The organism is Bradyrhizobium sp. OK095, from assembly GCF_900109945.1.
Lineage (GTDB): Bacteria > Pseudomonadota > Alphaproteobacteria > Rhizobiales > Xanthobacteraceae > Bradyrhizobium.
In genome coordinates this window covers 121,395-147,029 of sequence record NZ_FOBX01000003.1, presented here as the reverse complement: position 1 = coordinate 147,029, position 25,635 = coordinate 121,395, and the positions used below count along the sequence as shown (strand labels likewise).

At 64.1% G+C, this 25,635-nt stretch carries 16 protein-coding genes and 1 pseudogene; 9 read left to right on the top strand and 8 right to left on the bottom strand.

The genetic code is table 11. The features are described from left to right. Positions 1–21: 21 nt before the first annotated feature. Positions 22–165 (bottom strand): hypothetical protein, encoded by a 144-nt coding sequence (locus tag BMW89_RS37800; RefSeq protein ID WP_177195943.1) that lies wholly within the window; start codon positions 163–165, stop codon positions 22–24. Positions 166–440: 275 nt separating this feature from the next. On the opposite strand from BMW89_RS37800, the gene BMW89_RS37795 reads away from it, so the two are divergent. Further along, a complete protein-coding gene (locus BMW89_RS37795; RefSeq protein ID WP_177195942.1) occupies positions 441–596 on the top strand; it encodes a hypothetical protein in 156 nt (51 codons plus the stop codon). A gap of 16 nt (positions 597–612) precedes the next feature. Here BMW89_RS37795 and BMW89_RS09590 read toward each other — a convergent pair whose 3' ends face one another. Then, complete coding sequence (locus tag BMW89_RS09590) at positions 613–1,242, bottom strand: ParB-like protein (RefSeq protein ID WP_092025038.1); 630 nt, start codon at positions 1,240–1,242, stop codon at positions 613–615. 311 nt (positions 1,243–1,553) lie between these two features. On the opposite strand from BMW89_RS09590, the gene BMW89_RS09585 reads away from it, so the two are divergent. The 6 genes from BMW89_RS09585 to BMW89_RS09560 all read left to right on the top strand — a co-directional run bounded on the left by BMW89_RS09585 (position 1,554) and on the right by BMW89_RS09560 (position 6,337). Next, positions 1,554–1,895: a hypothetical protein gene (locus BMW89_RS09585; protein ID WP_092025036.1), complete on the top strand. Its 342-nt coding sequence runs from the start codon at positions 1,554–1,556 to the stop codon at positions 1,893–1,895. A 234-nt stretch (positions 1,896–2,129) separates the two neighbouring features. Further along, positions 2,130–2,417 carry an acyl carrier protein gene (locus BMW89_RS09580; RefSeq protein WP_092025034.1) on the top strand — a complete coding sequence of 96 codons (288 nt, stop codon included), beginning with the start codon at positions 2,130–2,132 and terminating at the stop codon, positions 2,415–2,417. Between the two features lie 10 nt (positions 2,418–2,427). Further along, entirely contained in the window at positions 2,428–2,898 is a 471-nt protein-coding gene (locus tag BMW89_RS09575; protein WP_092025032.1) for a 3-hydroxyacyl-ACP dehydratase FabZ family protein, read from the top strand. After that, positions 2,895–4,100 (top strand): beta-ketoacyl-ACP synthase, encoded by a 1,206-nt coding sequence (locus tag BMW89_RS09570; protein ID WP_092025030.1) that lies wholly within the window; start codon positions 2,895–2,897, stop codon positions 4,098–4,100. Before BMW89_RS09575 ends, BMW89_RS09570 begins: the two co-directional genes overlap by 4 nt. Positions 4,101–4,118: 18 nt before the next feature. Next, positions 4,119–5,396: a beta-ketoacyl-ACP synthase gene (locus BMW89_RS09565; RefSeq protein WP_092025028.1), complete on the top strand. Its 1,278-nt coding sequence runs from the start codon at positions 4,119–4,121 to the stop codon at positions 5,394–5,396. 8 nt (positions 5,397–5,404) lie between these two features. Next, positions 5,405–6,337: a lipid A biosynthesis lauroyl acyltransferase gene (locus BMW89_RS09560; RefSeq protein ID WP_092025026.1), complete on the top strand. Its 933-nt coding sequence runs from the start codon at positions 5,405–5,407 to the stop codon at positions 6,335–6,337. A 3-nt stretch (positions 6,338–6,340) separates the two neighbouring features. Here BMW89_RS09560 and BMW89_RS09555 read toward each other — a convergent pair whose 3' ends face one another. Further along, positions 6,341–8,056 carry a tetratricopeptide repeat protein gene (locus BMW89_RS09555; RefSeq protein ID WP_092025024.1) on the bottom strand — a complete coding sequence of 572 codons (1,716 nt, stop codon included), beginning with the start codon at positions 8,054–8,056 and terminating at the stop codon, positions 6,341–6,343. Between the two features lie 171 nt (positions 8,057–8,227). Between BMW89_RS09555 and BMW89_RS09550 the strand changes: the two genes are divergently transcribed. Further along, on the top strand, positions 8,228–12,874 hold the full coding sequence (locus BMW89_RS09550) for an autotransporter outer membrane beta-barrel domain-containing protein (protein ID WP_092025022.1): 4,647 nt from the start codon (positions 8,228–8,230) through the stop codon (positions 12,872–12,874). After that, positions 12,864–19,931, top strand: coding sequence for an autotransporter-associated beta strand repeat-containing protein (locus tag BMW89_RS09545; protein ID WP_092025020.1), 7,068 nt, complete (start codon positions 12,864–12,866; stop codon positions 19,929–19,931). Before BMW89_RS09550 ends, BMW89_RS09545 begins: the two co-directional genes overlap by 11 nt. Positions 19,932–20,064: 133 nt before the next feature. On the opposite strand, the gene BMW89_RS09540 is transcribed toward BMW89_RS09545, so the two are convergent. From BMW89_RS09540 to BMW89_RS09520, 5 genes and pseudogenes are all read right to left on the bottom strand, one after another. Further along, on the bottom strand, positions 20,065–21,177 hold the full coding sequence (locus BMW89_RS09540) for a polyamine ABC transporter substrate-binding protein (protein ID WP_092025018.1): 1,113 nt from the start codon (positions 21,175–21,177) through the stop codon (positions 20,065–20,067). A 6-nt stretch (positions 21,178–21,183) separates the two neighbouring features. Further along, positions 21,184–22,360: pseudogene (locus BMW89_RS09535) on the bottom strand (aminotransferase). Positions 22,361–22,368: 8 nt separating this feature from the next. Then, entirely contained in the window at positions 22,369–22,692 is a 324-nt protein-coding gene (locus tag BMW89_RS09530; protein ID WP_177195941.1) for a rhodanese-like domain-containing protein, read from the bottom strand. A 180-nt stretch (positions 22,693–22,872) separates the two neighbouring features. Further along, entirely contained in the window at positions 22,873–23,952 is a 1,080-nt protein-coding gene (locus BMW89_RS09525; protein ID WP_092025014.1) for a prohibitin family protein, read from the bottom strand. Further along, positions 23,949–25,595 (bottom strand): ATP-binding cassette domain-containing protein, encoded by a 1,647-nt coding sequence (locus tag BMW89_RS09520; RefSeq protein WP_177195940.1) that lies wholly within the window; start codon positions 25,593–25,595, stop codon positions 23,949–23,951. The genes BMW89_RS09525 and BMW89_RS09520 overlap by 4 nt, the downstream gene beginning before the upstream one ends. Positions 25,596–25,635: the final 40 nt, after the last annotated feature.

Sequence of the window (25,635 nt, the reverse complement as noted above, 5' to 3'; positions counted from 1 at the left end):
GCGCCGCAAAGCGTTATGCCGCTATTGCTTCGCCATCAAATCGAGTGCCGGAGCGAAGCGCTCGGCAAACGTCAATGTCTTGGCGTGGTGAACCGCCGCAAACGATGCCGAGATTCCTGCTGTGGCGACCGCGAGCAGGGCGATGACGAAAACCAGACGGCGCATTTTGGCCTCCTGTGTGAGCTCGACTACAGGTCATAAGTGCGGTGGCTCTGTTTCAGGACGGCTTCATGGGCGCGGAAAATGATGTCGCTCAAGCGACTGTGATGCGATCCGGCTTATCGGACCGCGCGCCGTGACCAACTAACAAATGTCGCACTTGTCTTGCTGCGAACGCGAGCCGCGCAGGGAATTTTTCGCCGGCGATCGCGATCATGAAGCCCAGGACGACCGCGACAAGCAGCGTTGGATGAAGTGCGGACTGATCGAGGATACCTCAAATGAAAATCATCATCCGGAAGCTCAATGGTTTGTGGCACCTGATCGTCGGGGCAAGCCAGATCCAAACGCCGTTCCTGGAAACCCAGGACCGCGCGCTGGTCGTGACTTACGCCCGTCGCGCTTACCCTGGCGCCAAGATCTTCCAGCGCGACTGATGCGAACGTTGCGCGCCTAATCGTCGTCCGCCGGGCCGCACCAGCCCGGGAGATAAATCGCATCCTTGCTCTTGGCCGCGGCCAAAGCCTTTTCGAGTGCCTTGTCGAAATTGGCATCGACTGCCTTGCGCGTCAGCTTTCGGCGCAGAAAATCGGCCCACAGGAATTCGGAGAACGGCGTGGTGTCCTTGGCAAAGCCGCCCATGCGGCGAAGCTCGCCGGCAAGGCTTCGGAACGGATCGTCCTTGAGATCGACGACCGATTTCGGGAGGTCGCGGAACGGACGCCGCTCGCCCTTGGCATCGTAGGGATAGACCCAGCGCTTGTTGTCCATCACGCCCCAGAACGCCTCGCGCTCGACCATCCTGAGATCGCCGACCACGCTCACCAGCACCTCCTTGATGCCCTCGGCATGCAGCGCGCAGCCGAGATGATGATGGTCGATCACGTAATAGCGCCCGTCAGGTCCGTAGACGACGGGGATCATGTGGGTGCCAAGCAGGTCGGATTGCTTCTTCTTGTCGTGCTCGCGCCAGCGCTTGCGCTTCTCCTTGACCTCGCGCATGCCGACCGTCATCTGCGTCGGCCGGAGCGACAGGATCGGCACCGGGTGCACTCTCGGTTCGCGCGCGTTGGTGGTGGGCATGGTCGAAGATCCCCTCGCATCGTTGGACCGGCGGACCGGGTTCCCCAGACTATGCCATCAGCACCGCGGCGGCAAAATGCGTTCGGTCGGGGCGCGGATCACAAGCCGCTGCTCACGCGTGCAGGGTCGATGTCGGTTGCTGCAACGCAACCCGCGAATTTCCGACGCCGGGCGGACGGCCGTGCGCCGTTCGCAGCTCCCATGAAAGATAGTGCGAAAGCGCAATGCACGTGCGCGTTGAGAAGATTTCCTGCAATGCTTTCACCACGTATGCTATCTAAAAATCGCTGCTTCGGAGTGATCCTCACACCATGAAAATTCAGCGGCCCATAAGCTCGGATGACGAGCATCGGGTGCTCCAGTTCAGGCCGCGCACCTCGCCTCCCCCGGCGATCCACCGGGGCAGCGCCACCGTGCAGCCGTTGCGCATCGCACCCGAACCGCTGGACCTGTCGCGTTATGAGCAGCCCCGCACCGAGCCGGACGATTTCCGCCACCGCATGCTCGCCAACATCGCAGCCCTCGCCTTCACCATCGCGCTGACTGCGATCGGGATCTGGCTCGCGGTGAGCATCGCCGACCTCAGGCGGACCCAGGATTGCGTGCTGATGGGTCGCCGCGACTGCGTCAAGATCACGACGCCGCACATCTAGGCCCCGCCCGCCGCCGGTCCCCTGCCGAAATGGGTTCTGGCAGGCATCCCCAGCCCTGTCCCTTGCCGTCCCCTTGGTCCCCCCGGCTCCATTGAACTCAGGGCGGCGCTCCGTTATACGGGCTCTCGACCCGGCCAGAGGGGGGGTTGAGGGCGTCACTCGGGGCGCGATGCCCACCCACCTTGCCACTCTGGAACATCTGACAAATACCCGCAATCTATCAAAGGCTTAGTGATGTCCACCACATTCGATCAGGTCGCTACGATCATCGCTGAAACCTGCGACATCCCGCGCGACACGATCACGCCGGATAGCCACGCCATCGATGACCTCGGCATCGACAGCCTCGATTTTCTGGACATCGCGTTCGCGATCGACAAGCAGTTCGGTATCAAGCTGCCGCTGGAAAAGTGGACCCAGGAGGTCAACGACGGCAAGGCGACCACCGAGCAGTATTTCGTGCTGAAGAATCTGTGCGCCCGCATCGACGAACTGGTTGCGGCCAAGGGCGCGAGCGCCTAAGCGCGCGGTCATGCAACTCGAATACTTCCACATGATCGATCGCATCGTCGACCTCAATGTCGACGAGAAGCGGATTGTTGTCGAAGCGACGGTTCCGAAGGAAAGCACCATCTTCGAGGGGCACTTCCCGGGCTACCCGCTGATGCCCGGCGTGCTGCTGATCGAATCGATGGCGCAGGCCTCGGGCTTTCTGCTGCTCGGCGTGCTGAAGTTCGAGCGCATGCCGATCCTGGCCGCCGTGAAGGAAGCCAAGGTGCGCGGCTCGGTCTTCCCGGGCGACGTCATGACCCTCGAGGCAAGCCTCGCCCATGAGGGCTCGGGCTACGCGATGACCGAGGCCAAGATCAGGGTCGACGGCAAGCTGCGTGCGAACTCGGCGCTCACCTTCACGCTGATCCCCTTCCCCAACTCGGATATGCGCGGATACATGGACGCGGTCGCCAAGCGCGTCGGCTTTCCGCAACAGGCCGTATCGCCATGACTGACACCGCTGCGAAGCCCGGCCAGACGGAAGTCTGGATCACCGGCATTGGACTTGCGACCTCGCTCGGCGAGGGTCTCGACGCCAATTGGGCCGCGCTTCAGGAGAAGCGCATCAATGTCGATGAGAAGGGCTTTGCGCCCTACATCGTGCATCCCCTGATGCCTGTGACCTTCGACAGCCAGATCCCGAAGAAGGGCGACCAGCGCCAGATGGAAGCCTGGCAGCGCATCGGCGTCTACGCCGCGGGCCTGGCGCTCGACTCGGCCGGCATCAAGGGCAACAAGGACATCCTGTCGAAGATCGACATGGTGGTGGCCGCCGGCGGCGGCGAGCGCGATCTCAACGTCGACACCGGCGTACTCACCGCCGAGGCCAAGGGCGCCAATGCGCCGGGCTTCCTCAACGAGCGGCTGATGAGCGATCTCAGGCCGACGCTGTTCCTGGCCCAGCTCTCCAATCTGCTCGCCGGCAACATCGCCATCGTCAACGGTCTGGGCGGCACATCGCGCACGTTCATGGGCGAAGAGGTCGCCGGCGCCGACGCCGCGCGCATCGCGCTGTCGCGCATCGCCTCGGGCGAGAGCGACATCGCGCTGGTCGGCGGCTCGCATAATGGCGAGCGCAAGGACCTGATGGTCCTCTACGAATTCGGCGACTTCAACCTGAAGGACAAGTTCGCTCCCGTCTGGGCGCGCAAGGACCACGCCGGCTTCGCGCTCGGCTCGGCCGGCGCCTTCCTGGTGCTGGAATCAAAGGCCCACGCAGAAGCGCGCGGCGCAAAACCTTACGCAAAGCTGTCGAGCGTGGTGACTGATCTGGCCCGCCGCAAGCAGTCCGGCGACATGGAAGCGACGCTGGAGAAGCTCTGGGCGAAACTGCCCAAGCGCGAAGGCAAGGGCGCGATCATCTCGGGCGCAACTGGCGCTGAGCCGGCGACGAGCGAGGAACGCGGCTTCCTGAAGGGCCATGCCGATGTCCCGGTGCGCGCGACCGGCACGATGTTCGGCCACACCATGGAAACGCAATTTCCGCTCGGCCTTGCGCTGGCCGCGCTCTCGATTTCGCGCGGCGCGCTATTCCCGCCGAACGATTCCACGGGGACCGAGATTGAAATGCAGGGAGCGCCCACCCAGATTGTGGTGGTCGGGGCCGGACACTGGCGCGGCGAAGGCATGGCGCTGGTCGAGGCTGTGAAGTAGTTCAAGCGGGGGATCGACATGACTGCACCACGCGACAAACTCGGGCGTCCCGTCGTCGTCGTTACCGGCATGGGCATCATGACCTCGCTCGGCAACGGCAAGGCCGACAATTGGGCGAAGCTCGTCGCCGGCGAATCCGGCATCCGCACCATCACGCGCTTTCCGGTCGACGGCCTGAGGACGACGATGGCCGGCACGGTCGATTTCGTCAGCGTCGATCCGTTCTCCTCCACCGGCCTGTCCGAGCGGATGGCTGAGCTGGTCACGGAAGAAGCGCTTGCGCAGGCCGGTATCGGCGCCAAGGCCGATTTCCCGGGCCCCCTCTTCCTGGCGGTCGCGCCGGTCGAGGTCGAGTGGCCGCAGCGCCGCGAGCTCGGCCGCGCCGTCGGCGCGCAGGATTTCACCTATGACGATTTGCTGCGCATCTCCGGCGGCGGCAAGTACAGCGCCTATCACCACCGCTTCATGTTCGGCTCGGTGGCAGCCCACCTCGCCGAGACTTTTGGCACCAAGGGCTCGCCGATCTCGCTGTCGACGGCCTGCGCCTCGGGCGCGACCTCGATCCAGCTCGGCGTCGAGGCGATCCGCCGCGGCGAGACCGATGCCGCGCTGTGCGTCGCGACCGACGGCACCGTCAATCCGGAAGCGCTGGTGCGCTTCTCGCTGCTCTCGGCGCTGTCGACCCAGAACGATCCCCCGCAGGCGGCCTCTCGCCCCTTCTCCAAGAACCGCGACGGCTTTGTCATGGCCGAAGGCGCGGGCGCCCTCGTGCTGGAAAGCTACGAGGCTGCAGTCGCGCGTGGTGCAAAAATTCTCGGCGTCATCGCCGGCTGCGGCGAGCTCACCGATTCCTTCCATCGCACCCGTTCCTCGCCCGACGGCAAGCCGATCATCGGCTGCATGAACAAGACACTGGCCGATGCCGGCATGACGCCGGACCAGATCGACCACATCAACGCGCACGGCACCGCGACGCCCGAGAACGACAAGATGGAGTACAACACGACATCGGCCGTGTTCGGCGATCTCATCTCGAAGATTCCGGTCACCTCCAACAAGTCGATGGTCGGCCACACCATCTCGGCCGCAGGCGCCGTCGAGGCGATCTTCTCGCTGCTCACGCTCGAGCATCAGCGCATTCCGCCGACCATCAATTACGACAATCCGGATCCCACGATCCTGTTCGACGTCGTCGGCAACAAGGCGCGCGACGCCCGCGTCACCGCGGTGATGTCGAACTCGTTCGGCTTCGGCGGCCAGAACGCCTCGCTGATCCTGACCCGCGAACCGGCCTGACCGGACGCATGGCGCTGATTCCTATCAGCACGAAGATTCGCGCGCGGAATGCAGCCAAATCGATCGGCGGCGGCCTGATCGGTGCCGCCACCGTCGGCATGCTGCGCACCACGCGCTATTTCGATCCAGCCAAGACCTCCGACTTCTTCGCGCGCACCGTAAAACTGATCGGCCCGCGCCTGCGCGAGCACCGCATCGGCCGCGCCAACCTCACCGCGGCATTTCCCGAGAAGTCGCCGGAAGAGATCGAAACCATCCTGATGGGCGTGTGGGACAATCTCGGCCGCGTCGGCGCCGAGTTCGCCCATATGGACCATGTCTGGGATTACGACCGCGCGCATCCCGAGAACAGCCGGATCGAACTCCCGGCGCGCAGCATCGAGCTGTTCGACCATATCCGCGACGACGGCAAGCCGGCGCTGATCTTTGCAGCCCATCTCGCCAATTGGGAATTGCCGGCGCTCGCCGCCGTCGCGCATGGCCTCGATACCGCGATCCTCTACCGCCGCCCCAACATCGCCTCGGCCGACCGCATCATCCAGGAGATGCGCCAGGTCAACATGGGCACGCTGATCCCTGCGGGGCGCGACGCGCCGCTGCGCCTCGCGCAGGCGCTCAAGGACGGCAAGCACGTCGCCATGCTGATCGATCAGTACCTCACCGGCGGCGTCGAGGTCACCTTCTTCGGCCGCAAGACCCGCGCCAATCCGATGCTGGCCCGCCTGCTCCGCCAGGTCGAATGCCCGATCCACGGCGTCCGCATCATCCGCAAGCCCGGCAACCGCTTCGCTGCGGAACTGACGGAAGAGGTCCAGCCGGTGCGCGATGCCGACGGCAAGATCGACATCCAGGGCACGACGCAAGCGATTACGAGCGTGGTAGAAGGCTGGGTGCGCGAGCATCCGGAGCAGTGGCTGTGGCTGCACCGCAGGTGGCGGTAAGGCTTACTGCTCCGGCAAGCCTGCGTCGACCTCTGCCTGAACGACGCGTTCCCAGGCTGCGATACAAACCGGACTTGCGTTCTTCATCGGCGGCCAGACGCTGACCCGCGTCGTGCCGGGCCGCAAGCGCAGTCCCTCCGCGATCGCCGCCCTCGCCTCCTCGAACCGGCCCGTTCTCTGATAGGCAGCGGCGAGCAGAAAGTGCGAGCGGCCGGTCCCCGGCGTGATCGCGATCGAACGCTGCAGCCACGGCAGGGCCTCCTCGTAGCGCCCCATCAAGGCATTCGCCATGCCTGCGCCGAGCAGCCAGGTCCAGCGCGAGGCCGGCGGCGCATCGTAACGATCGGCTTGCTGGAATGTCGCGAGCGCATCGTCGAAGCGCCCGAGATAGACCTGCCCGAGGCCGATCAGATAGAGCGCAGACCCGTTCCACGGATCGAAGCTCAAGGCCTTGGCGCAGGTGACGAGACTTTGCACGAATTGGTTGGTCGCGCTGAGGAAGCGGCAATGGGCCTCGAGCACCGGAATGGAATTCGGCTTCAATCGCAGCGTGTGCTCGAGCGTCGCATTGGCCCTCGCCTCGACCGTAACCGCCTCCTCCGGGCTGAACCAGACCATCTGGATGCCGCGCATCTGGAGCGAGGCGAGCGCCACCGCGAGATCGACATTGTCGGGGTCGTCGGTCAGCGCCTTCCGCACCATGGCCTGCGCCGCGCCAAAACGTTCGCGCGTGGTCTGGTTGATCGAGGCGAGCGCCTGATCGACTGCCACCTTGTCGCCGCCCGCGGACGCGCCGGCCGTCCTGGAGCGCGCTGCACTCGGCTCCAGAATCTCGTTGAGACGGCGTGCGAGCACATGGCCGACGCCGGCGGCGAGCCGGGATTGCGCAAGCTGTGCGTCCGCCTCGTCCGCGGAGACCGACACCGCCGTGACCGACTGAACCTCGCCGGTGTCCACCTTGATGATGCGCGCCCGCAGCGTCCAGGACTGATCGCTCAGCTGCAACTCGCCACGCAGCTCGAAGTCGGATGAGGTGGCCGGTGCGGTGGCGCTTTCGCCGCCCGCGACGGCCAATCGTGGTGCAACTACGCTGATGTTCTGGATCTTGGCAAAACCATCCGCCAGGCGGCCGGTGACCTCCGCCGCCATCACCGCACCGCGGGAATCGTTGCTGGCGTCAACGATCGACATCACGGCGATCCTCGGCGGCGTTCGCTTGAACAGCAGGTCCGGCCTCAGTACCGGCGCGGCCACCGCAAGCCCCATGATGACCAGAAAGAGCCCGGCCACGGCGGCGACCATGGCCTGCCGGCTCAAACCGAACATGGCGCGCTGTGGCGTCGGCTGGGCCGGGACACCTCCGGCCGGCGCCGCAGGCCCGATCTCGACGGCCTGCGCGGGCGGAGGCGCGTGCGCCGTGAGCACAACCTCCGTCGCCAGCAGATAGCCGCCGCCGGAGGCGAGCTTGATCAGCTGCCGCCGCTCGTCACTGAGCGCGGTGCGAAGCTCGCGGATGCATTGGAACAGGCTGTCCTCGCCGACATGGACGTTCGGCCAGACCGCCTCCATCAACTCCTGCTTGCTCAGCACCCGGCCGCCGCTGGTCGCAAACAACCGCAGCATCTCAAAGGTCTTGGGCCGGAGCTTGATTGCAACGCCATCGGCCGAGCGCAGCTCCGCGCGCTGCTGATCCAGCTCGAAGCCGGCGAAACGAAGCAACTGATCCCCCACAGCGTCTCTCTGGCCGGCTGATATAGGGCAACTGTGTCGAAAAAGCCCGAAAAGTTTCCCTGAAACGGAAATATCAGAAAGCTTCAGAAACAAGCCAACCCCTTATCAGGACACCGCTCCCGTCCAATGCGATGAATCCAGTCGAGGACTCGCGAAGGCATGCCGGGGGACGTGGTGAGGACGGGGAAAGATTGTTTCAAAGCCACCCGCCGCCTGCGGGCCGCGCTGCTGACATCGTCGGCGCTGGTCTTGGCCTGGATGCTGCCAGCCGCGCCCTCGCGCGGCGCGTCGGATGGCACCTGGCTCACCTCTCCCGGCAGCAACGACTATGGCACCGGCTCCAACTGGGACGGCAGCTTCGTGCCGGCGGGCACGGCCTCCTTCGGTACCTCGAACACCACCAGCCTGTCGATTTCGAACGCCTCGGTCGGCGGCTGGACCTTCAATGCCGGCGCCTCGAACTACGTTTTTGACGTCAGCGACTCGCTGAACTTCATGGGCGCCGGCATCACCGTCAACGGCGGCAGCGTCACGATCAACTTCAACAGCGTCGCGGCGGATGGCGGGTTCTATGGCGGCACCCTCGGCAACGCCACCATCAACAACAACAACGGCGACCTCCAGTTCTTTAACGGCAGCACGGCCGGCAATGCCGCGGTGAACAACAACGGCAACGGTCAGATACTCTTCTTCACGTCGAGCACGGCCGGTACCGCAACCATTGCAAACAACGGCTACCTCGTAGCCTTCTACAACTCGAGCTCGGCCGGCAGTTCGACGATCACCAACAACGACACCCTCCAGTTCTTCGACCAGAGCACGGCCGGCAGTTCGACGATCACCAACAACGCCGACCTCGAGTTCAGGGACAATAGTACGGCCGGTGCCGCCACCATCAACAACAGTGGCAACCTCCAGTTCTTCGACCAAAGCACGGCCGGCAATGCCGCCCTCAACAACAACAGCGGTCTGATATCCTTCTTCACGTCGAGCACGGCCGGCAGTTCGACGATCACCAACAACGCCAACCTCGATTTCAGGGACAACAGCACGGCCGGTACCGCCACCATCACCAACAATGGCAACATCTATTTCTTCAACTCCAGCACGGCCGGCACCGCCACTATCACCAACAACAGCATCCTGGTTTTCCTGGGCAACAGCACGGCCGGCAATGCGGCCATCAATAATGTCGGCGGCTCGGTCGATTTCTCGGCCACGACGGGACTCAACGGCGACAACAAGATCAGCGCCGGCTCAATCGCAGGCGCGGGCTTCTACCAGCTCGGTGTCAATGAGTTGACGGTCGGGTCCAACAATCTCTCGACCGAAGTGAGCGGCGTCATCGCGGGCACCGGCGGCTCGCTGATAAAGATAGGCACCGGCACGCTGATCCTGTCGGGAGCGAACATCTATACCGCCGGCACCTCGATCAACGGCGGCGCGTTGCAGCTCGGCACTGCCGGCAGCGTCGGCACCATTCTGGGGACCGTCAATGTTGGCGCCAGCGGCACGTTCAACGTCGTCAACGCCGACACGAGCGGCATCACCAGCATCTCGAACAGCGGGACCACATATTTCCGCAACGCGACCAGCGCCGGCAGCGCCTCCATCACGAACAACAACCTCCTGTATTTCAACGATACCAGCACGGCAGGCAGCGCCACCATCATCAACAACGCCAACGGCAGTGCCGTTTTCTTCGGAAACGCCACGGCCGGCAGTGCGGCTATCACCAACAGCAACAACGCCTACCTGTATTTCTACGACAACAGCACGGCCAGCAATGCAGCGATCACCAACAACAATTGGCTGTCGTTCAACACGAACAGCACGGCCGGCAGCGCCACGCTCACCAACAATGCCTACCTGTATTTCTACGACAACAGCACGGCTGGCGGCGCGACCATCACCAGCTCCAATCTGCTGGTTTTCCGCGACGACGCCACGGCCGGCAACGCCTCCATCATCAACACCGGCACCATCAAATTCCTCGTCCGCAGCACAGCCGGCAGCGCCGTTATCGCCAACACCGGTCAGCTGACTTTTGACGAAAACAGCACGGCCGGCAGTGCCGTCATCACCAACAACGCCGGCGGCACGACCAAATTCCTCTCTGCCGCCACCGCCGGCAATGCGCAGCTGATCAACAACGCGGCCAATGCCGTCTTCGATTTCTCCGGCAGCTCCGGCCCGAACGGCGACCACAAGCTCAGCGCCGGCTCGATCGCCGGCAACGGCACCTTTGATCTCGGCGCCAGTGCGCTGAGTGTCGGCAGCAACAATTTGTCGACCACCGTCAGCGGCGTGATCGCCGATGGCGGCGCGAGCGGCGGCACCGGCGGTTCGCTGGTGAAGACCGGCACCGGCACGCTGACACTGTCAGGGACGAACACCTATACCGGCGGCACCACCTTCGCCGGCGGCACCGTCAGCGTCTCGTCCGACGCCAATCTGGGGGACCTCGCAGGGGCCCTGACCTTCGACGGCGGGACCTTGCAAATCACCGGAACGACGTTCAGCGCAACCACGCGCAGCATCACCTTTGGTGCCGGCGGCGGCACGTTCGATATTGCGGCGGTGGCCAACAATTTTGTCGTCAGCCAGAACCTCGGCGGCGGCGCGCTGACCAAATCCGGCGCCGGCACGCTGACCTTGACCGGCACGGACACATTTACGCGCGCGACGATTGCCGACGGCAAGCTGGTGTTCGGCGCCAGTGCCACGGCCGGCAACATGGCCATCACCAACTACGCCACGCTGGTGTTCGACACCAATGCCACGGCCGGCAGCGCCACCATCACCAACGTCGGCCACACGCTGTTCGACGGCAACTCCACGGCCGGCAATGCACAATTGTTCAACGCTTCGCTCGGCTCCGTCTTCGACCTCTCGATGACGTCAGGTCCCAACGGCGACCACAAGCTCACCGCCGGTTCGCTCGCCGGCGCCGGGACATTCTATCTCGGCGCCAACGAGCTGACGGTCGGCAGCAACAATCTGTCGACCGACGTCACCGGCGTGCTCGCCGATGGCGGATCGGGCGGCGGCACCGGCGCCTCGCTGATCAAGGTCGGCACCGGCACGCTGACGCTGGAGGGCATCAATACCTACACCGGCGCCACCACCATCGATGGCGGCACGCTGGCGGTGAACGGCTCGATCCTGGCATCGAGCGGCGTCACCGTGAACGCGGGCGGCACGCTCGGTGGCACCGGCGTCGTCGGCAACACGACGATTGCGAGCGGCGGCACGCTGGCGCCCGGCAATTCCGTGGGCACCCTCACCGTCAGCGGCAATCTGGCGTTCAGCGCCGGCAGCTTCTACAGGGTGGAAGTCTCCACGACCGCCGCCGACCGCACCAATGTTTCGGGCACCGCGACGCTCACCGGCGCCACCGTGCAGGCGGTGGCGATACCGGGCAGCTTCCGCAGTCAGACCTACACCATTCTCAATGCGACCGGCGGGCTCGGTGGAACGCAATTCACCGGGCTGAGCGTCACTGGCAGCTTCAGCCCCACCCGCAATCCGCACCTCACCTATGATTTGAACAACGTCTATCTCGTGCTGGATCCCGGCACGATCGTGCTGCCGGCGGGCACCGGCGCCAACCAGAGCAACGTTGCCGGCGCCATCAACGGAGCCGTCGCGGGCGGCGGGACGCCGCCGGCCGGCTTCGATGCGCTGCTCAACATGGGCCAGCCGCAGCTCAACGGCGCGCTCGGCCAGGTCTCGGGCCAGCCGGGCGCTGCAGGCACGCAAGCCTCGTTCAACGCCATGCAGCAGTTTACGAACATGCTCGATCCGCTCAGTGGTGGCTCGGACGGCGAGCGCGGTGCAGCCGGCGGCGATGGCGGGACGCTGGGCTACGCGTCCAACGGACCGAACGATGCCAGGGTGCGCGAAGCCTATGCCGCGGTGACACCGCGCGAGGCCAGCGGTGAGGTCATCGACCGGCGCTGGGGCGTGTGGGCCTCCGGCTATGGCGGCGCCAGCACATTGAGCGGCAACGCCACGGCCGGTTCGAGCACGACCACCAGCCGCATCTACGGCACCGTGGTCGGCGCCGACTATCGCGTCTCTCCGAACACGCTGGTCGGCTTTGCGCTGGGCGGTGCCGGCTACAATTTCGCGCTGTCTGACAACCTCGGCAGCGGCCGTGCCGATCTGTTCCAGGCCGGCCTCTATGCCCGCCACAACTTTGGCCCGGCCTATCTCTCCGCGGCCCTCGCCTATGGCTGGCAGGACGTCACCACCGATCGCACCGTGACGGTGTCGGGCACCGACAAGCTCACCGCGAACTTCAAGGCCAGCACCTTCTCAGGTCGCCTGGAAACCGGCTGGCGCTTCGCACCCATCCCCGCCTCCAGCTTCGGCGTGACGCCCTATGCGGCCGCACAAGTCACCACCTTCCATCTGCCCGGCTACGGCGAGACCGCGCTCGTCGGCAGCAACCAGTTCGCGCTCTCTTACACCGCGCAGGACACGACCAACGTCCGCACCGAGCTCGGCGCCCGCACCGACCAGCGCTTCCTGGTCAGCGACGGCGTGCTCACTTTGCGCGGCCGGCTCGCCTGGGCGCACGATTCCAACACCAACCGACTCGTGAACGCGGCCTTCCAGACGCTGCCGGGCGCGGCCTTCGCGGTCAACGGCGCGCAACCGGCAGCCGATTCCGCGCTTCTCGGCGGCCGCGCCGAGATGAAATGGAGGAACGGCCTCTCGCTCGCGGGCACCGTCGAGGGAGAGTTCTCCCGGAGCACGCAGACGTACACCGGCAAGGGCACGGTGCGTTATGAGTGGTAGACCGAAAGAGTTTTTCGGGTCGCCCCGCCGCCTGCGGGCCGCGCTGCTGACATCGTCGGCGCTGGTCGTGGCCTGGGCGTTGCCGGCGACGCCGTCGCAGGCGCAGGATGCCACCTGGCTCGCGTCCCCCAGCAACAGTTTGTATAACTTTGGCCCCAATTGGGACGCGGGTGTCCCATCCGGCACCGCCTACTTCGGCACCTCAAACACGACAAGCCTGTACACCGACCCGAGCGTCACGGTCGGTGGCTGGACCTTCAATGCCGGCGCCTCAAGCTACACCATCCTCATCCAGTCGAACCTGACGTTCACGGGGGCAGGCATCGTCGTCAATGGTGGCGGCATTGAAATCGACAACTCATCTGGCAGCGTTGTGACATTCGCCAACGCCAGCTCGGCGGGCGCCGCCACCATCGCCAACGGGGCTGGCGGAGTTGTCGCATTCTCCGCTAACAGCACGGCCGGCGCGGCGACCCTGAACAACCTCGGCAGCCTGACTTTCGGTGACAATAGCACGGCCGGAAGCGCGTCCATCACCAACAATAACGGCGTGTTCTTCAACAACGCCAGCACGGCCGGCGCCGCGACCCTGAACAACCTCGGCAGCCTGACTTTCGGTGACAATAGCACGGCCGGAAGCGCGACGATTACGAACCCGCAGTCTATCTTCTTCCACGACAGCAGCTCAGCCGGCAATGCGGTGATCACCAACACCGGCACGGTGACTTTTGACGGCACCAGCACGGCTGGCAATGCGGCCATCACGAACAGCAACCTTCTGAAATTCTCCGGCAGTGCCACTGGCGGCACCGGTTCGATCGTCAACAACAGTGCCGGAACCGTCTCCTTCTATGGCAACAGCACGGCCGGCGACGCGGCCATCACCAACAATGCCGGAGGGGTGGTCGATTTTACGAATTCTGCGGGCCCCGCCGGGGACGGCAAACTCACGGCCGGCTCGATCGCGGGTGCAGGCGCCTACACTCTCGGTAGCAACCAACTGACGGTCGGCTCCAACAACCAGTCGACCGAGGTCAGCGGCGTCATCTCGGGGGCTGGCGGATCGCTGGTCAAAACCGGTTCCGGCACGTTCACCCTGTCGGGAATGAACACCTATACGGGCGGCACCACCGTCAACGGCGGCACTCTCCAACTCGGCACGCTCAGTAGCATTGGCGCGGTCAAAGGCGCAATCAACGTCGGCGCCTCGGGCACGCTCAATCTCGTCAATACCGATGTGAGTGGCATCAGCACGCTCTCCAACAGCGGAACGACAAACTTCCTCAACCGCTCCGACGGCGGGGCCTTCGGGATCGTCAGCAACGCAGGAGGCACGGTCGACTTCTCCGGGACGACGGGCGCCGGGGGAGATGGCAATGTCCACGCAGGCTCGATTGCCGGGGCCGGCAACTATGTTCTCGGCGCCAATCATCTGATGGTCGGCAGCAACAATTCAGACGCCGAGATGAGCGGCGTCATTTCGGGCACGGGCTCGTTGGAAAAAATCGGCGGCGCGTCGCAGACGCTGAGCGGGATTAACACCTACTCCGGCGGCACTACGGTCTCGAACGGCTGGCTGATACTCGGCACATCCACGAGCTTCGGCTCGATCCAGGGCGCCGTGACCGTGAACAATCCCGGCAATCTCGGATTCGTCAATTCAAGCACCGATTCGATCAGCAGTATTTCCAACGCGGGAATTGTCGCTTTCTTTGCGAGTTCAAACGCCGGCCATGTTACGGTGACGAATATCAGCGGCGGCTTCTTTTATTTTAACGACAACTCGATTGCCGGCACCGCGGTCCTCAACAACGGGGGCTACACCCAGTTTCAAGGCACGAGCTCCGGCGGGAATGCCACAATAACGAATAGTGCCGGCTCTCTGTACTTCTCCGCCAGCAGCAGCGCCGGGCATGCAACCGTCAACAACAATTCCCTTCTGCAGTTCGATGGCACCGGCAGCGCCGGCAGCGCGACGATTACGAACAACTCGGTCACGTACTTCCACGACAACAGCAGCGCGGGAAGCGCCACCATTACCAACAACTCGACAATGAACTTCTACGACCATAGTAATGCCGGCAACGCCGCCATCATCAATAACAGCTTCCTCGATTTTTCGTCTTCGACAGGCGCCGCTGGCGATCACAAGCTCACGGCCGGCTCGATCGCGGGCATTGGCTTTTACATTCTCGGCGCCAACGAACTAACGGTCGGCTCGAACAATCAATCGACCGAAATGAGCGGCAGCATCATCGGCACCGGCGGTTCGCTGGTAAAGACCGGCACCGGCACGCTGACCCTCTCCGGGAACAACAGCTATGCCGGGGGCACCACGATCAATGGCGGCACACTCCAGCTCGGCAATGGCGGGACAACCGGCTCTATTCTCGGCAATGTCGTCGACAACGGCACGCTCGTCTTCGACCGCAGCGACACGATCACCTTCGCCGGTGATATCTCAGGCAGCGGCTTCCTGCAGCAGGTCGGTTCGAACACCACGATCCTGACCGGAAACAGCAGCAGCTTCACAGGCGTCACCACGATCTCGTCCGGCACCTTGCAGATCGGCGATGGCGGCACGACCGGCTCGCTTGCCGGTAATGTCGTCAACGACGGCGTGCTCACCATCAACCGCAGCGATGCCGTCACCCTGCCCGGCGATATTTCGGGCAGCGGCTCCCTGCAGCAGGTTGGTTCAGGCACCACGATCCTGACCGGAAGCAACGGCTACACCGGCGGCACCACGATCGCGGCCGGCACCTTGCAGATCGGCAATGGCGGCACGACCGGCTCGATCGTCGGCACTGTCGCCAATGACAGCGTGCTCGCCTTCAACCGCAGCAACACGGTCACCCTCGCCGTCAACATTTCCGGCAGCGGTTCGGTGCAGCAGATCGGTTCGGGCACCACGATCCTGACGGGCACGAACACCTATAGCGGCGACACAACCGTCTCCAGCGGCCGGTTGCAATTTGGTGACGGCAGCGCAAGCAGCAGCAACAATCTGGGCGGCAACGTCAACGTAACAGGCGGCGCGCTGGCGATCCAGACACCGACGACCCTGAACGTCGCGCAGACCGTGACCCTCGGCAACAACACTGCACTCTCCATTACTGCCGGCACAAACAGCCCCGCGCTGTCCGCCGACCGCGTCGCGATCGGCAACGGCGTCGCCCTCAACATCAGCGGCATCAGCGATGCGAGCCAGCTCGACAAGGTGCTGATCGACACTCGATCGGGCATCAGCGGCGACTTCGCCGCCGTCACCGTCGGCGGCTTCAGCGGCACGGTGGACTACCTCTCGATGTCCACCCGTAAATCGACCGACGGCCTGCAATACCTCGCCAGCTACGGTCTGAGCTGGACCGCGGGCAACTCCCTCGCCCACGGCACCTTCACGCTGACCAACGCCACCGACACCTTTACGGTCGGCGCAGCACTGACCGATCAGGCGGCGAACGCCGCGACGGGCTGGAACGGCAAATCGCTCACCAAGGCCGGCGCCGGGACGCTCATCCTGACCGGACACAACACCTATAGCGGGGGGACAACGATTTCGGGCGGCACGCTCCAGCTCGGCAATAGCGGTGTGACCGGCGCCATTTTGGGGACAGTCGGCGTCGGCAGCGGGGCCACGTTCAACGTCGTCAACGCCGACACGAACGGCATCACCAGCATCTCCAACGGCGGAACCACAAATTTTCGCAACACAAGCAGTGCCGGCTCCATCAACATCTCGAACAGCGGCACCGTGAGCTTTAGCGACACGAGCACCGCCGGAAACGCCAGCATCGACAACAGCAGCACGCTGACCTTCAACGGCACGAGTGTCGCCGGGGGCACGTACGACCTCACAAGCAGAACCTTCTCCGGCCGTTCGACCATCATCAATCATGACACCCTGGCCTTCAACGACTCGAGCGGGGCCGGCAGCACGGACATCACCAACGGCGGCACCCTGACCTTCAACGGCTCGAGCAGGGCCGATGGCGTCAACGTCGCCGGCACGATCATCAATGGCGGCTCGACGATTACCAACAGCGGCGCGATCAGATTCAACGATTCGAGCACAGCCGGAAGCGCAGGCATCACCAACAGCGGCACGGTGGATTTCACCGCCTCAAGCACGGCCGGCAGCGCCACCATCACAAACAATCACTTCGCCACCCTGACTTTCCTCGACGCCAGTACGGCCGGCAGCGCAACCGTCACCAATAATGGCGATGTGTATTTCAGGAACTCAAGCACGGCCGGTAGCGTGACCATCATCAATGCTGGCGATTACATGCATCCCCAGTCTGCCTCTTTGAATTTCGTCGACTCGAGCACGGCCGGTAACGCCAACATCACCAACAACGTAGCCAACTCGATCAGCTTCCGCGACACCAGTTCGGCGGCCAACGCCACAATTAGCAACGCTGCATCGCTGAACTTCCTGAACAGCAGCACGGCCGGCAACGCCGGCATCACCAACACCAGTAACGTGACCTTCTCGAATTCGAGCACGGCCGGCAGCGCGACCATCGACAATCAAGGTGGTATTACCTTCTTCGACGCCGCCAGCGCCGGAAGTGCCGAGATCACCGGCGGTGCAATCGCCTTCGCCAATACGAGCACGGCCGGCAACGCGACCATCATCAACAGCAACGGTTCGCTCTTCTTCGGAAATACCAGCACCGCGGGGAATGCGACGATCGTCAACAATATAAACCAGTCCTTCCAATTTCTCGACAGCGCAACCGCGGGCAGCGCCACCATCACCAACAATGGCCCGATGTGGTTCTCGAACCAGGCCACGGGCGGTCATGCGACCCTCACCAACACCAGCACCGGCATTGTCACATTCTTCGACACCAGCACCGCGGGCAATGCGACGATCGTCAACAACGGCCAGATCGCGTTCAGCGGCACCTCTACAGGGGGAAGCGCGACCATCACCAACAACGCCCAGCTGGTCTTCGACACCAGCGCCACGGCCGGCAACGCCGTCATCACCAACACCAATCAATTGACGTTCTACGGTCACTCCACCGCCGGCAATGCTGTCATCACCAACAGCGGCAATGTGCTGTTCGACGGCAACTCGACGCCCGACAACGCGCAGCTCATCAACACCGCCTCCACCGCCGTCATCAACTTCTTCACTCCCGGCCCGAACAGCGACGGCAAGCTCAGCGCCGGCTCAATCGCGGGCAACGGTCGCTTCGACCTCAACGGCATAGAACTGACGGTTGGCGGCAACAATCTGTCGACAATTGTCACCGGCGTGCTCACCGGTGACGGAAACGTCACCGGAACATCGCTGGTCAAGGTCGGCACCGGCCGGCTGACCCTGTCGGGCGTCAACACCTACACCGGTGCCACCACGGTCGACGGCGGCACGCTCGCGGTGAACGGTTCGATCGCATCATCGAGCGGCGTCACCGTGAATGCCGGCGGCACGCTCGGCGGCACCGGCATCGTCGGCAACACCACGATTGCAAGCGGCGGTACGCTCGCACCCGGCAATTCCATCGGCACCCTCACCGTCAGCGGCGACCTCAGCTTCAGTGCCGGCAGTTTCTACACGATCGAGGTCTCCACGACCGCAGCCGACCGGACCAACGTCACGGGCACCGCGACGCTCACCGGCGCCACGGTGCAGGCAATCGCGATCCCCGGCAGCTTCCGCGGCCAGACCTACACCATTCTCACCGCGACCGGCGGATTCGGGGGGACATCGTTCGCCGGCCTCACCGGCAGCACCTTCGCGCCCGGCGCCCGCAATCCGCACCTCACCTACGACCTCAACAACGTCTATCTCGTGCTCGATCCCGGCAAGATCATCCTGCCGGCGGGCACGAGCGGCAACCAGACCAGCGTCGCGGGCGGCATCAACAATGCGGTGGACAATGGTGCGACGCCGCCGGCCGGCTTCGATACGCTGCTCAACATGAGCGGCGCGCAATTGAACCGGGCACTCAGCCAGATCTCAGGCCAGCCCGGCGCCGCCAGCACGCAAGCCGCGTTCAACGCCATGCAGCAGTTTTTGGGCATGCTCGATCCGCTCAATGGCGGCGGCATGGACGGCGGACGCAACACGGGCAGTGCCGACGGCGGAGCGCTGGGCTATGCGCCGGACGAGGCTATCGGCGGCGACGCCGGGGTGCGTGAAGCCTATGCCGCGGTGACGCCACGCGAGGCGAACGGCGAGGTCCTCGATCGGCGCTGGGGCGTGTGGGCCTCAGGCTATGGCGGCGCCAGCAATTTGAATGGCAACGCAGCCGCCGGTTCGAGCTCCACCACCAGCCGCATCTACGGCACGGCGGCCGGCGCCGATTATCGGATATCGCCGGACACGCTGGTCGGCTTCGCCCTCGGCGGCGCCGGCTTCAACTTCTCCGTTGCGGATGCACTCGGCAGCGGCCGCGCCGATGTCTTCCAGGCCGGCCTCTATGCCCGCCACAATATCGGGCCGGCTTACGTGTCGGCTGCGCTTGCCTATGGCTGGCAGGACGTCACCACCGACCGCACCGTGACGGTGTCGGGCACCGACAAGCTCACCGCGAACTTCAAGGCCAGCACCTTTGCCGGCCGCCTGGAAACCGGCTGGCGCTTCGCGCCCGTCCCCGCCTCCTCCTTCGGCGTGACGCCCTACGCGGCGGTGCAGGCCACCACCTTCCACCTCCCTGGCTATGGCGAGACCGCGCTCGTCGGCAGCAACCAGTTCGCGTTGTCCTACACCGCGCAGGACACGACCAATGTTCGCACCGAACTCGGCGCACGCACCGACCAACGCTTCCTGGTTGACAATGGTTTGCTCACCCTGCGCGGCCGGCTCGCCTGGGCGCATGACACCAACACCAACCGCTTCGTGAACGCCGCCTTCCAGACGCTCCCCGGCGCCGCCTTCACCGTCAACGGCGCGCGTCCCGCCGCCGACTCCGCACTCGTCGGTGGTCGCGCCGAGATGACATGGCGAAATGGTCTGTCGCTGGCAGGAACGGTCGAGGGCGAATTCTCGCGCAACGCGCAGACCTACACGGGCAAGGGCACAGTGCGTTATGCGTGGTAGGCGGCAGCCCTTGCGCCTGTGGAGCGATTAGGCCAAACGGCATCGCGACTTACGCGCCGCGACTGCCACCAACCTGCCGGTCGCGGTTCTACTGTGCATGGGGTTGTTTTGCAGAAAATGAGTGGCGAGGCGATTACCGCCCCGTCTTCACCTTGGTCCAGAGCCGGTTGATGACCCGTTGCGTGGCCGGCTCACGCGCCGTGATGACGAACAGTTTTGAAAGCGTCGCCTCGTCCGGATAGATGTTCTTGTCGTTCAGGATTTTCGGATCGACCAGCTTCTGGCTGGCAAGGTTGCCGTTGGCGTAGGACAAAAAGTCCGAATTCTCAGCGGCGACATCAGGGCGGTAGAGATAGTTGATCAGCTCATAGGCCTCTTTGACATTTTTCGCATCCGCGGGGATCGCGAGATTGTCGAAGAACATCTGCGCGCCCTCCTTCGGGATGGTGTAGCCGATCTCGATGCCTGACTTCGCCTCGGCCGCACGGGCGCGGGCCTGCATGATGTCGCCGGACCAGCCGACCACGAAGCAAATCTCGCCGGTCGCAAGCGCGCTGAGATATTCCGAGGAGTGAAACTTGCGCACCGACGGGCGAACCTTGGCGACGATGTCGGCGGCCTTCTCGAGGTCGGCCTGCTTGGTCGAGTTCGGATCGAGCCCGAGATAGCTCAGCGCCGCCGGAAAGATGTCGTCGGCGGAATCGAGCATGTGGACGCCGCAGTCTTTGAATTTTGCGAGGTTCTCCGGCTTGAAGACGATGTCCCAGCTGTCGATTTTGGCATCGGGCCCGAGGATCTGCTTCAGCTTGGCGACGTTGTAGCCGATGCCCGTCGTGCCCCACATGTAGTTGGCGGCGAAGTCATTGCCGGGATCGTAGGTCGCGAGGCGCTGGTTCACCATCGGCCAGGCATTGGCCAAATTCGGTAGCTTCGCCTTGTCGAGCTTCTGGAAGATGTTGGCCTTGATCTGGCGCTGGAGGAAATAGGCCGTGGGCACCACGACGTCATAGCCGGACTTGCCGGCCATCAGGCGCGTCTCCAGCGTCTCGTTGGCATCGAAGGTGTCATAGACCACCTTGATGCCGGTCTCCTTGGTGAAGGCCTCGAGGACATCCGGCGCCATGTAGTTGGACCAGTTGTAGAAGTTGACGACCCGCTCCTCGGCACGAACAGGGGCGGAGAGCAACGTCAGCGCGGCGGCGATTGCGAGGCCAAGGCCAAAACCGGAGCGGCTGACGTTCGTCATCTCTGTCTACCTCTTGCGCCCGCGCACCGCGTCCGACAGCCGCTCCAGCGCGGTGTCGAGGGTCTCGTCCTTCTTGTTGAAGCAGAAGCGCACCACGGAGGTCACCGGGTCCTGCTCGTAGAAGGCCGACACCGGGATCGCCGCGACCTTGTAGTCTTTCACGATCCGCCAGCAGAACTCGGTGTCGCTCTCGTTGAGCCCGAGCGGCGACAGGTCGACGGTGAGGAAGTAGGTGCCTTGCGACTTCAGCACGGGGAAGCCGAGGCTTTCGAGGCCCTTGGTCAGGCGGTCCCTGCTCCGCGTCAGGTCCTTGCGCATCGACAGGAAGTACTCGTCCGGCTTGCCGAGGCCGTAGGCGACGGCGGCCTGCAGGTTCGGCGCGGTGGTGAAGGTCAGGAACTGATGCACCTTGGCCGCCACGCGCAGCAGCGGCGGCGCGGCACAGACGAAGCCGATCTTCCAGCCGGTCAGCGAAAAAATCTTGCCGGCCGAGCCGACCTTGATGGTGCGATCGCGCATGCCGGGGATGGTGATCAGCGGGATGTGCTTGTGCTCGTCGAAAGTGACGTGCTCCCAAACCTCGTCGGTGATCGCGATGACGTCGAACTCCTGGCAGTAGCGCGCCAGGAGCTCGAGGTCCTCGCGCGGATAGACCACCGCGCTAGGATTCAAGGGATTGTTGAACAGCACCGCCTTGGTCTTTGTTGAAGACGCTTTTCAGCATGTCCTCATTCAGCCGCCAGTGCGGCGGCTCGAGGCGCACCAGGCGCGGAATGCCGCCGGCCTGGCGGATGATCGGCAGATAGGAATCATAGACCGGCTGGAAGCAGACCACCTCGTCGCCGGGCTGGACCACCGCGAGGATCGCCGAGGTCAGCGCCTCGGTGCCCCCGGAGGTCACCATCACCTCGCTCATCGGATCGAGCTTGAGCCCGTGCCAGTGGCCGTAATGGGTCGCGATCGCCTGGCGCAGCTCCGGGATGCCCATCATCGACGGATACTGGTTGTAGCCGTTCAGCGACGCGTCGGCCGCCGCGCGGCGGATGTCCTCCGGGCCGGGATCATCAGGAAAGCCCTGGCCGAGATTGATGGCGTTGTTGTCGCGCGCGGCCTGCGACATCGCCTCGAAGATGGTGACGGGAAGGTCCGCAAAGACCTGATTCAGGGACGAGCTTTTGGACATCAGGTGGATCAGCCGACCTTGCTGGGAAGACCCGCCGCCTTCCAGCCCAGCATGCCGCCGGCCAGATGCTTGTCGTAGGGCAGGCCCGCCGCCTGCGCTGCGAGCGAGGCGGTCACCGAACGCTTTCCGGAGCGGCAGGCGAACACGACCTCTTTGCCTTGCGGATCGGGGATCGCCTTGGGATCGAAGGTCGAGAGCGGCACGACGACGCCGTAGGGATAGGCCTCGGCCTCGACCTCGTTCGGCTCGCGCACGTCGACGAGCAGATAGCGGCCTTCCGCGACACCCTTGGAGACCTCGTCCGGGGTCAGATCCTGTACTTGATTTGCCACATCATCCTCCAACGTCGCGGGCCGCATGCCGGGGCGATCCCGGCGGGCGGCAACCTCGCCTCTCAGCCAGCGAAAATCAAGCGCTACAAAGGCTTGAGCTGGCTTGCGCAAGTTAAAGCTAAATCGCAGCGACTTGAAGTGCAGCTTTCGAAGGGCGCCCTGGAAGCCCGCGGCCAGCGACTATGGGACGACGCCTGGGCCCGACCGCTGGACCGGCACTTCCCGCCGTCGCGGCGATCCGCGCCTCGGGGCGGGCACGGGAACCGGCGTGCCGGCGGTTTCGTTTCGTTCGGCCGCCTGGGGCTGGATGGCCGGCGGCGGTGGCGTCTCAGGCGCCTTCATCGCGGCATCGGCCTCCGGCGCCGCGACCGTGGCCGGCTTCTGACTCTCAAAGCCGTTCAGGATGACCGGGATGCCCCCCGGTCCGTTGCCAACCATCACCACCTTGCTGTTCGGCGACTGCGCCAGCTTCAGGGTGGCCTCGATCCCCGTCCATCGCAGATAGGCGTCGGAAATGGTCGGCGTGACGATTTCCTGGAACCTGCGAATTCCGTTCGCCTCTACCTCCTTGCGCTGGCTCTCGAGCATCTCGCTCTGCACCTTGAAGCGGTACTCCTCGACGAATTCCGCCTGGGCAAATTTGCGCTCCACGGCCGCCCGAAGCGTATCGGGTAGCTTCACTTCGGAGATCAAGACGTCAGTCAACGAGATCGTCGCGGTCGTGCCCTGCTCGTCGGCCGATCCGCCGATACTAGAACCGTGCGACGAGATCAGGGTGCGATAGATCACCTCCTGAATGGCATGGCGGTCTTTGGCGTAGAGATCCTCGGCCTTATACCGGGATATCGTTTCGCGCAGGATGGATCCCACCTCGGGAAGCAGAAGGAGCCTTACATAGTCCGGGCCGATCGAGCGATGCAACGTGCCCAGCTGACTGCGTCGCGCCCGCCAACGGATGCTCGCGCTCACGCGGAGGTTCAGTCCATCATTGGACACGACCCCGAAATCCTCGGTGAACTCCTGCAGCCTGGTGTCGTAGACGATGAGCTGGTCCCACGGAAAAATCAGGTGCAGGCCTTCGTCCCTGGCAGGATTGACCACGTCGGTGCCACCGAAGAAGCGCCACCACATCACGCCCGCATGACCTGCCGGCACCGAAATCACCATGTGACGCCAGAGCATGAACACGACGAAGAGCGTGAGCAGGATCACGAAAATCAGGCCCGTCGACAGCCGGCGGATCGTGCGCTGAAAATTCACGTCGGATCGACCGGCTTTAGCCGCCCGTCCTCCATGTGGTAGCGCCGGTCCGCAAGTTCAAAATAGCGTTCGTCATGCGTCACCGCGATGATCGCCTTGCCGGTCGCTTTGATGCGAGGGAGAATGGTTCGATAGAAGCGCTCACGGTAGCCGGGATCCTGATCCGCGGCCCACTCGTCGAGGACCAGGATCGGGCGCGCGTCCGCCATCGCCAGCGCCAGCGCCAGCCGCTTGCGCTGGCCGGTGGAGAACGCCTCGGGGTCGTATCCCTGCTCGAAATCCGGCGGCAATTTGTCGGCGATATCGAGGTCCTGCGCAGTTTGCCGAAACAGCGCCAGCCCCGCCTCGTCCAATCCATAAGGCTTTCGAAAGGTGTGGAAGTCGGAGAAGACGGTCGAGAACAGACCGCGATAGCTCTCCATCGTCGCCTCGGAAATCACCCGGCCGTCGACGGAGATCGCGCCGTGCCCGGCCGGGTAGAGCCCCGTCAGCACCCGCAGCATCGTTGTCTTGCCAGATCCGTTGTTGCCGGTGACGAAGACGAGCTCGCCTGGCGACAGCTCGAAAGTCACGTCGCGGATTGCAAATCCCTCTTCGCCGACGCCGCGCCGATGAGCATAGCCGACACGATCCATCTGCATGCGCTCGAACGTCCGCGGCGCCGGGAATGCAACCTGCGCCGCCTTGCCGCGCTGGTCGAGCGAGGCTTCGAAAGCATCGATTCCGCTCAGGGAGAAGCGCGCAATGGACAGCGGCTCAGCGGCCCGCACCATTGCCCCCAGCGGTCCAAGCAGGAACAGCTCGGTGGTCACGATTTTGGAAAGCTCCGCCCCCGTGACGCTGGAGATCAGCGGCAGGATGAAGACCACGGCCGCGCCGAGCATGTAGGACGTGGACCCGGCCAGGATGACCAGGTCGCTGATCACGGCCGCGCCTTGGGTCCTGCATCGCGCGACGTTGCCCGAAAGCTCGACGATCTCCCGATGGATCGCCTCCTGCTTGGGCCGGCTCAGGCGCAGCTCCTTGAAGCCGTCGACGAGATCTTCGGCAGTCGCGCGCAAGGACGCATCCGCACGCGCGGCACCGATCATCTGCGTCTTCAGCTCGCCTTCGCGGTTCAGATAGTACTGGATGATCAACCCAACGAAGATCACGGTGAGAACGCCCGTGACGAACGATTGCCAGAACAGATCGAGAATGACGAGCAGCAGCAGGATCCCGTTCTGAAATCCGCTCAGTATGGGCATCGTCGCCTGCGACACCGCCTCGTAGTGGCGGGCCATGCCATCCAGCAAGGCCGTCCGACTGACCTGGTTGAGATCGCTCAGGTCGAGTTGCAGGACTTTCACCGCGACACGCACCCGCTGCTCGTGGAGCGCCTCCTCGATCGCCCGGGCGCTTTTCCTCAGCAGCAAAGTCTGGGCATAACGATAGATCAGCAGCAAGCCGACGAATGCCAGCCCCAGTTCGAGGGACATGAACTCGTCGTTCTGTTCGCTGACGCCAGCCGTGATCACCATGATGATGAAAGTCCCGGAGACGGCCGACAGGATCGCGACCAGCAACAGGTCCACGGGCGACGCCAGCGCAATGACCGGCAGTCGCGTCGGAATCGAGAGCCGGATATTCCGGCTCTTCAGCAAGAGCCCAATCAGCCGCCTGCCCAGGTTTGAACCTGCCTCG

What these genes read in the sequence shown, in the direction of transcription:
- BMW89_RS37800 (WP_177195943.1), bottom strand. Translation starts at nt 165, where the DNA reads ATGCGCCGTCTGGTTTTCGTCATCGCCCTGCTCGCGGTCGCCACAGCA.
- BMW89_RS37795 (WP_177195942.1), top strand. Translation starts at nt 441, where the DNA reads ATGAAAATCATCATCCGGAAGCTCAATGGTTTGTGGCACCTGATCGTC.
- BMW89_RS09590 (WP_092025038.1), bottom strand. Translation starts at nt 1,242, where the DNA reads ATGCCCACCACCAACGCGCGCGAACCGAGAGTGCACCCGGTGCCGATC.
- BMW89_RS09585 (WP_092025036.1), top strand. Translation starts at nt 1,554, where the DNA reads ATGAAAATTCAGCGGCCCATAAGCTCGGATGACGAGCATCGGGTGCTC.
- BMW89_RS09580 (WP_092025034.1), top strand. Translation starts at nt 2,130, where the DNA reads ATGTCCACCACATTCGATCAGGTCGCTACGATCATCGCTGAAACCTGC.
- BMW89_RS09575 (WP_092025032.1), top strand. Translation starts at nt 2,428, where the DNA reads ATGCAACTCGAATACTTCCACATGATCGATCGCATCGTCGACCTCAAT.
- BMW89_RS09570 (WP_092025030.1), top strand. Translation starts at nt 2,895, where the DNA reads ATGACTGACACCGCTGCGAAGCCCGGCCAGACGGAAGTCTGGATCACC.
- BMW89_RS09565 (WP_092025028.1), top strand. Translation starts at nt 4,119, where the DNA reads ATGACTGCACCACGCGACAAACTCGGGCGTCCCGTCGTCGTCGTTACC.
- BMW89_RS09560 (WP_092025026.1), top strand. Translation starts at nt 5,405, where the DNA reads ATGGCGCTGATTCCTATCAGCACGAAGATTCGCGCGCGGAATGCAGCC.
- BMW89_RS09550 (WP_092025022.1), top strand. Translation starts at nt 8,228, where the DNA reads ATGCCGGGGGACGTGGTGAGGACGGGGAAAGATTGTTTCAAAGCCACC.
- BMW89_RS09545 (WP_092025020.1), top strand. Translation starts at nt 12,864, where the DNA reads ATGAGTGGTAGACCGAAAGAGTTTTTCGGGTCGCCCCGCCGCCTGCGG.
- BMW89_RS09540 (WP_092025018.1), bottom strand. Translation starts at nt 21,177, where the DNA reads ATGACGAACGTCAGCCGCTCCGGTTTTGGCCTTGGCCTCGCAATCGCC.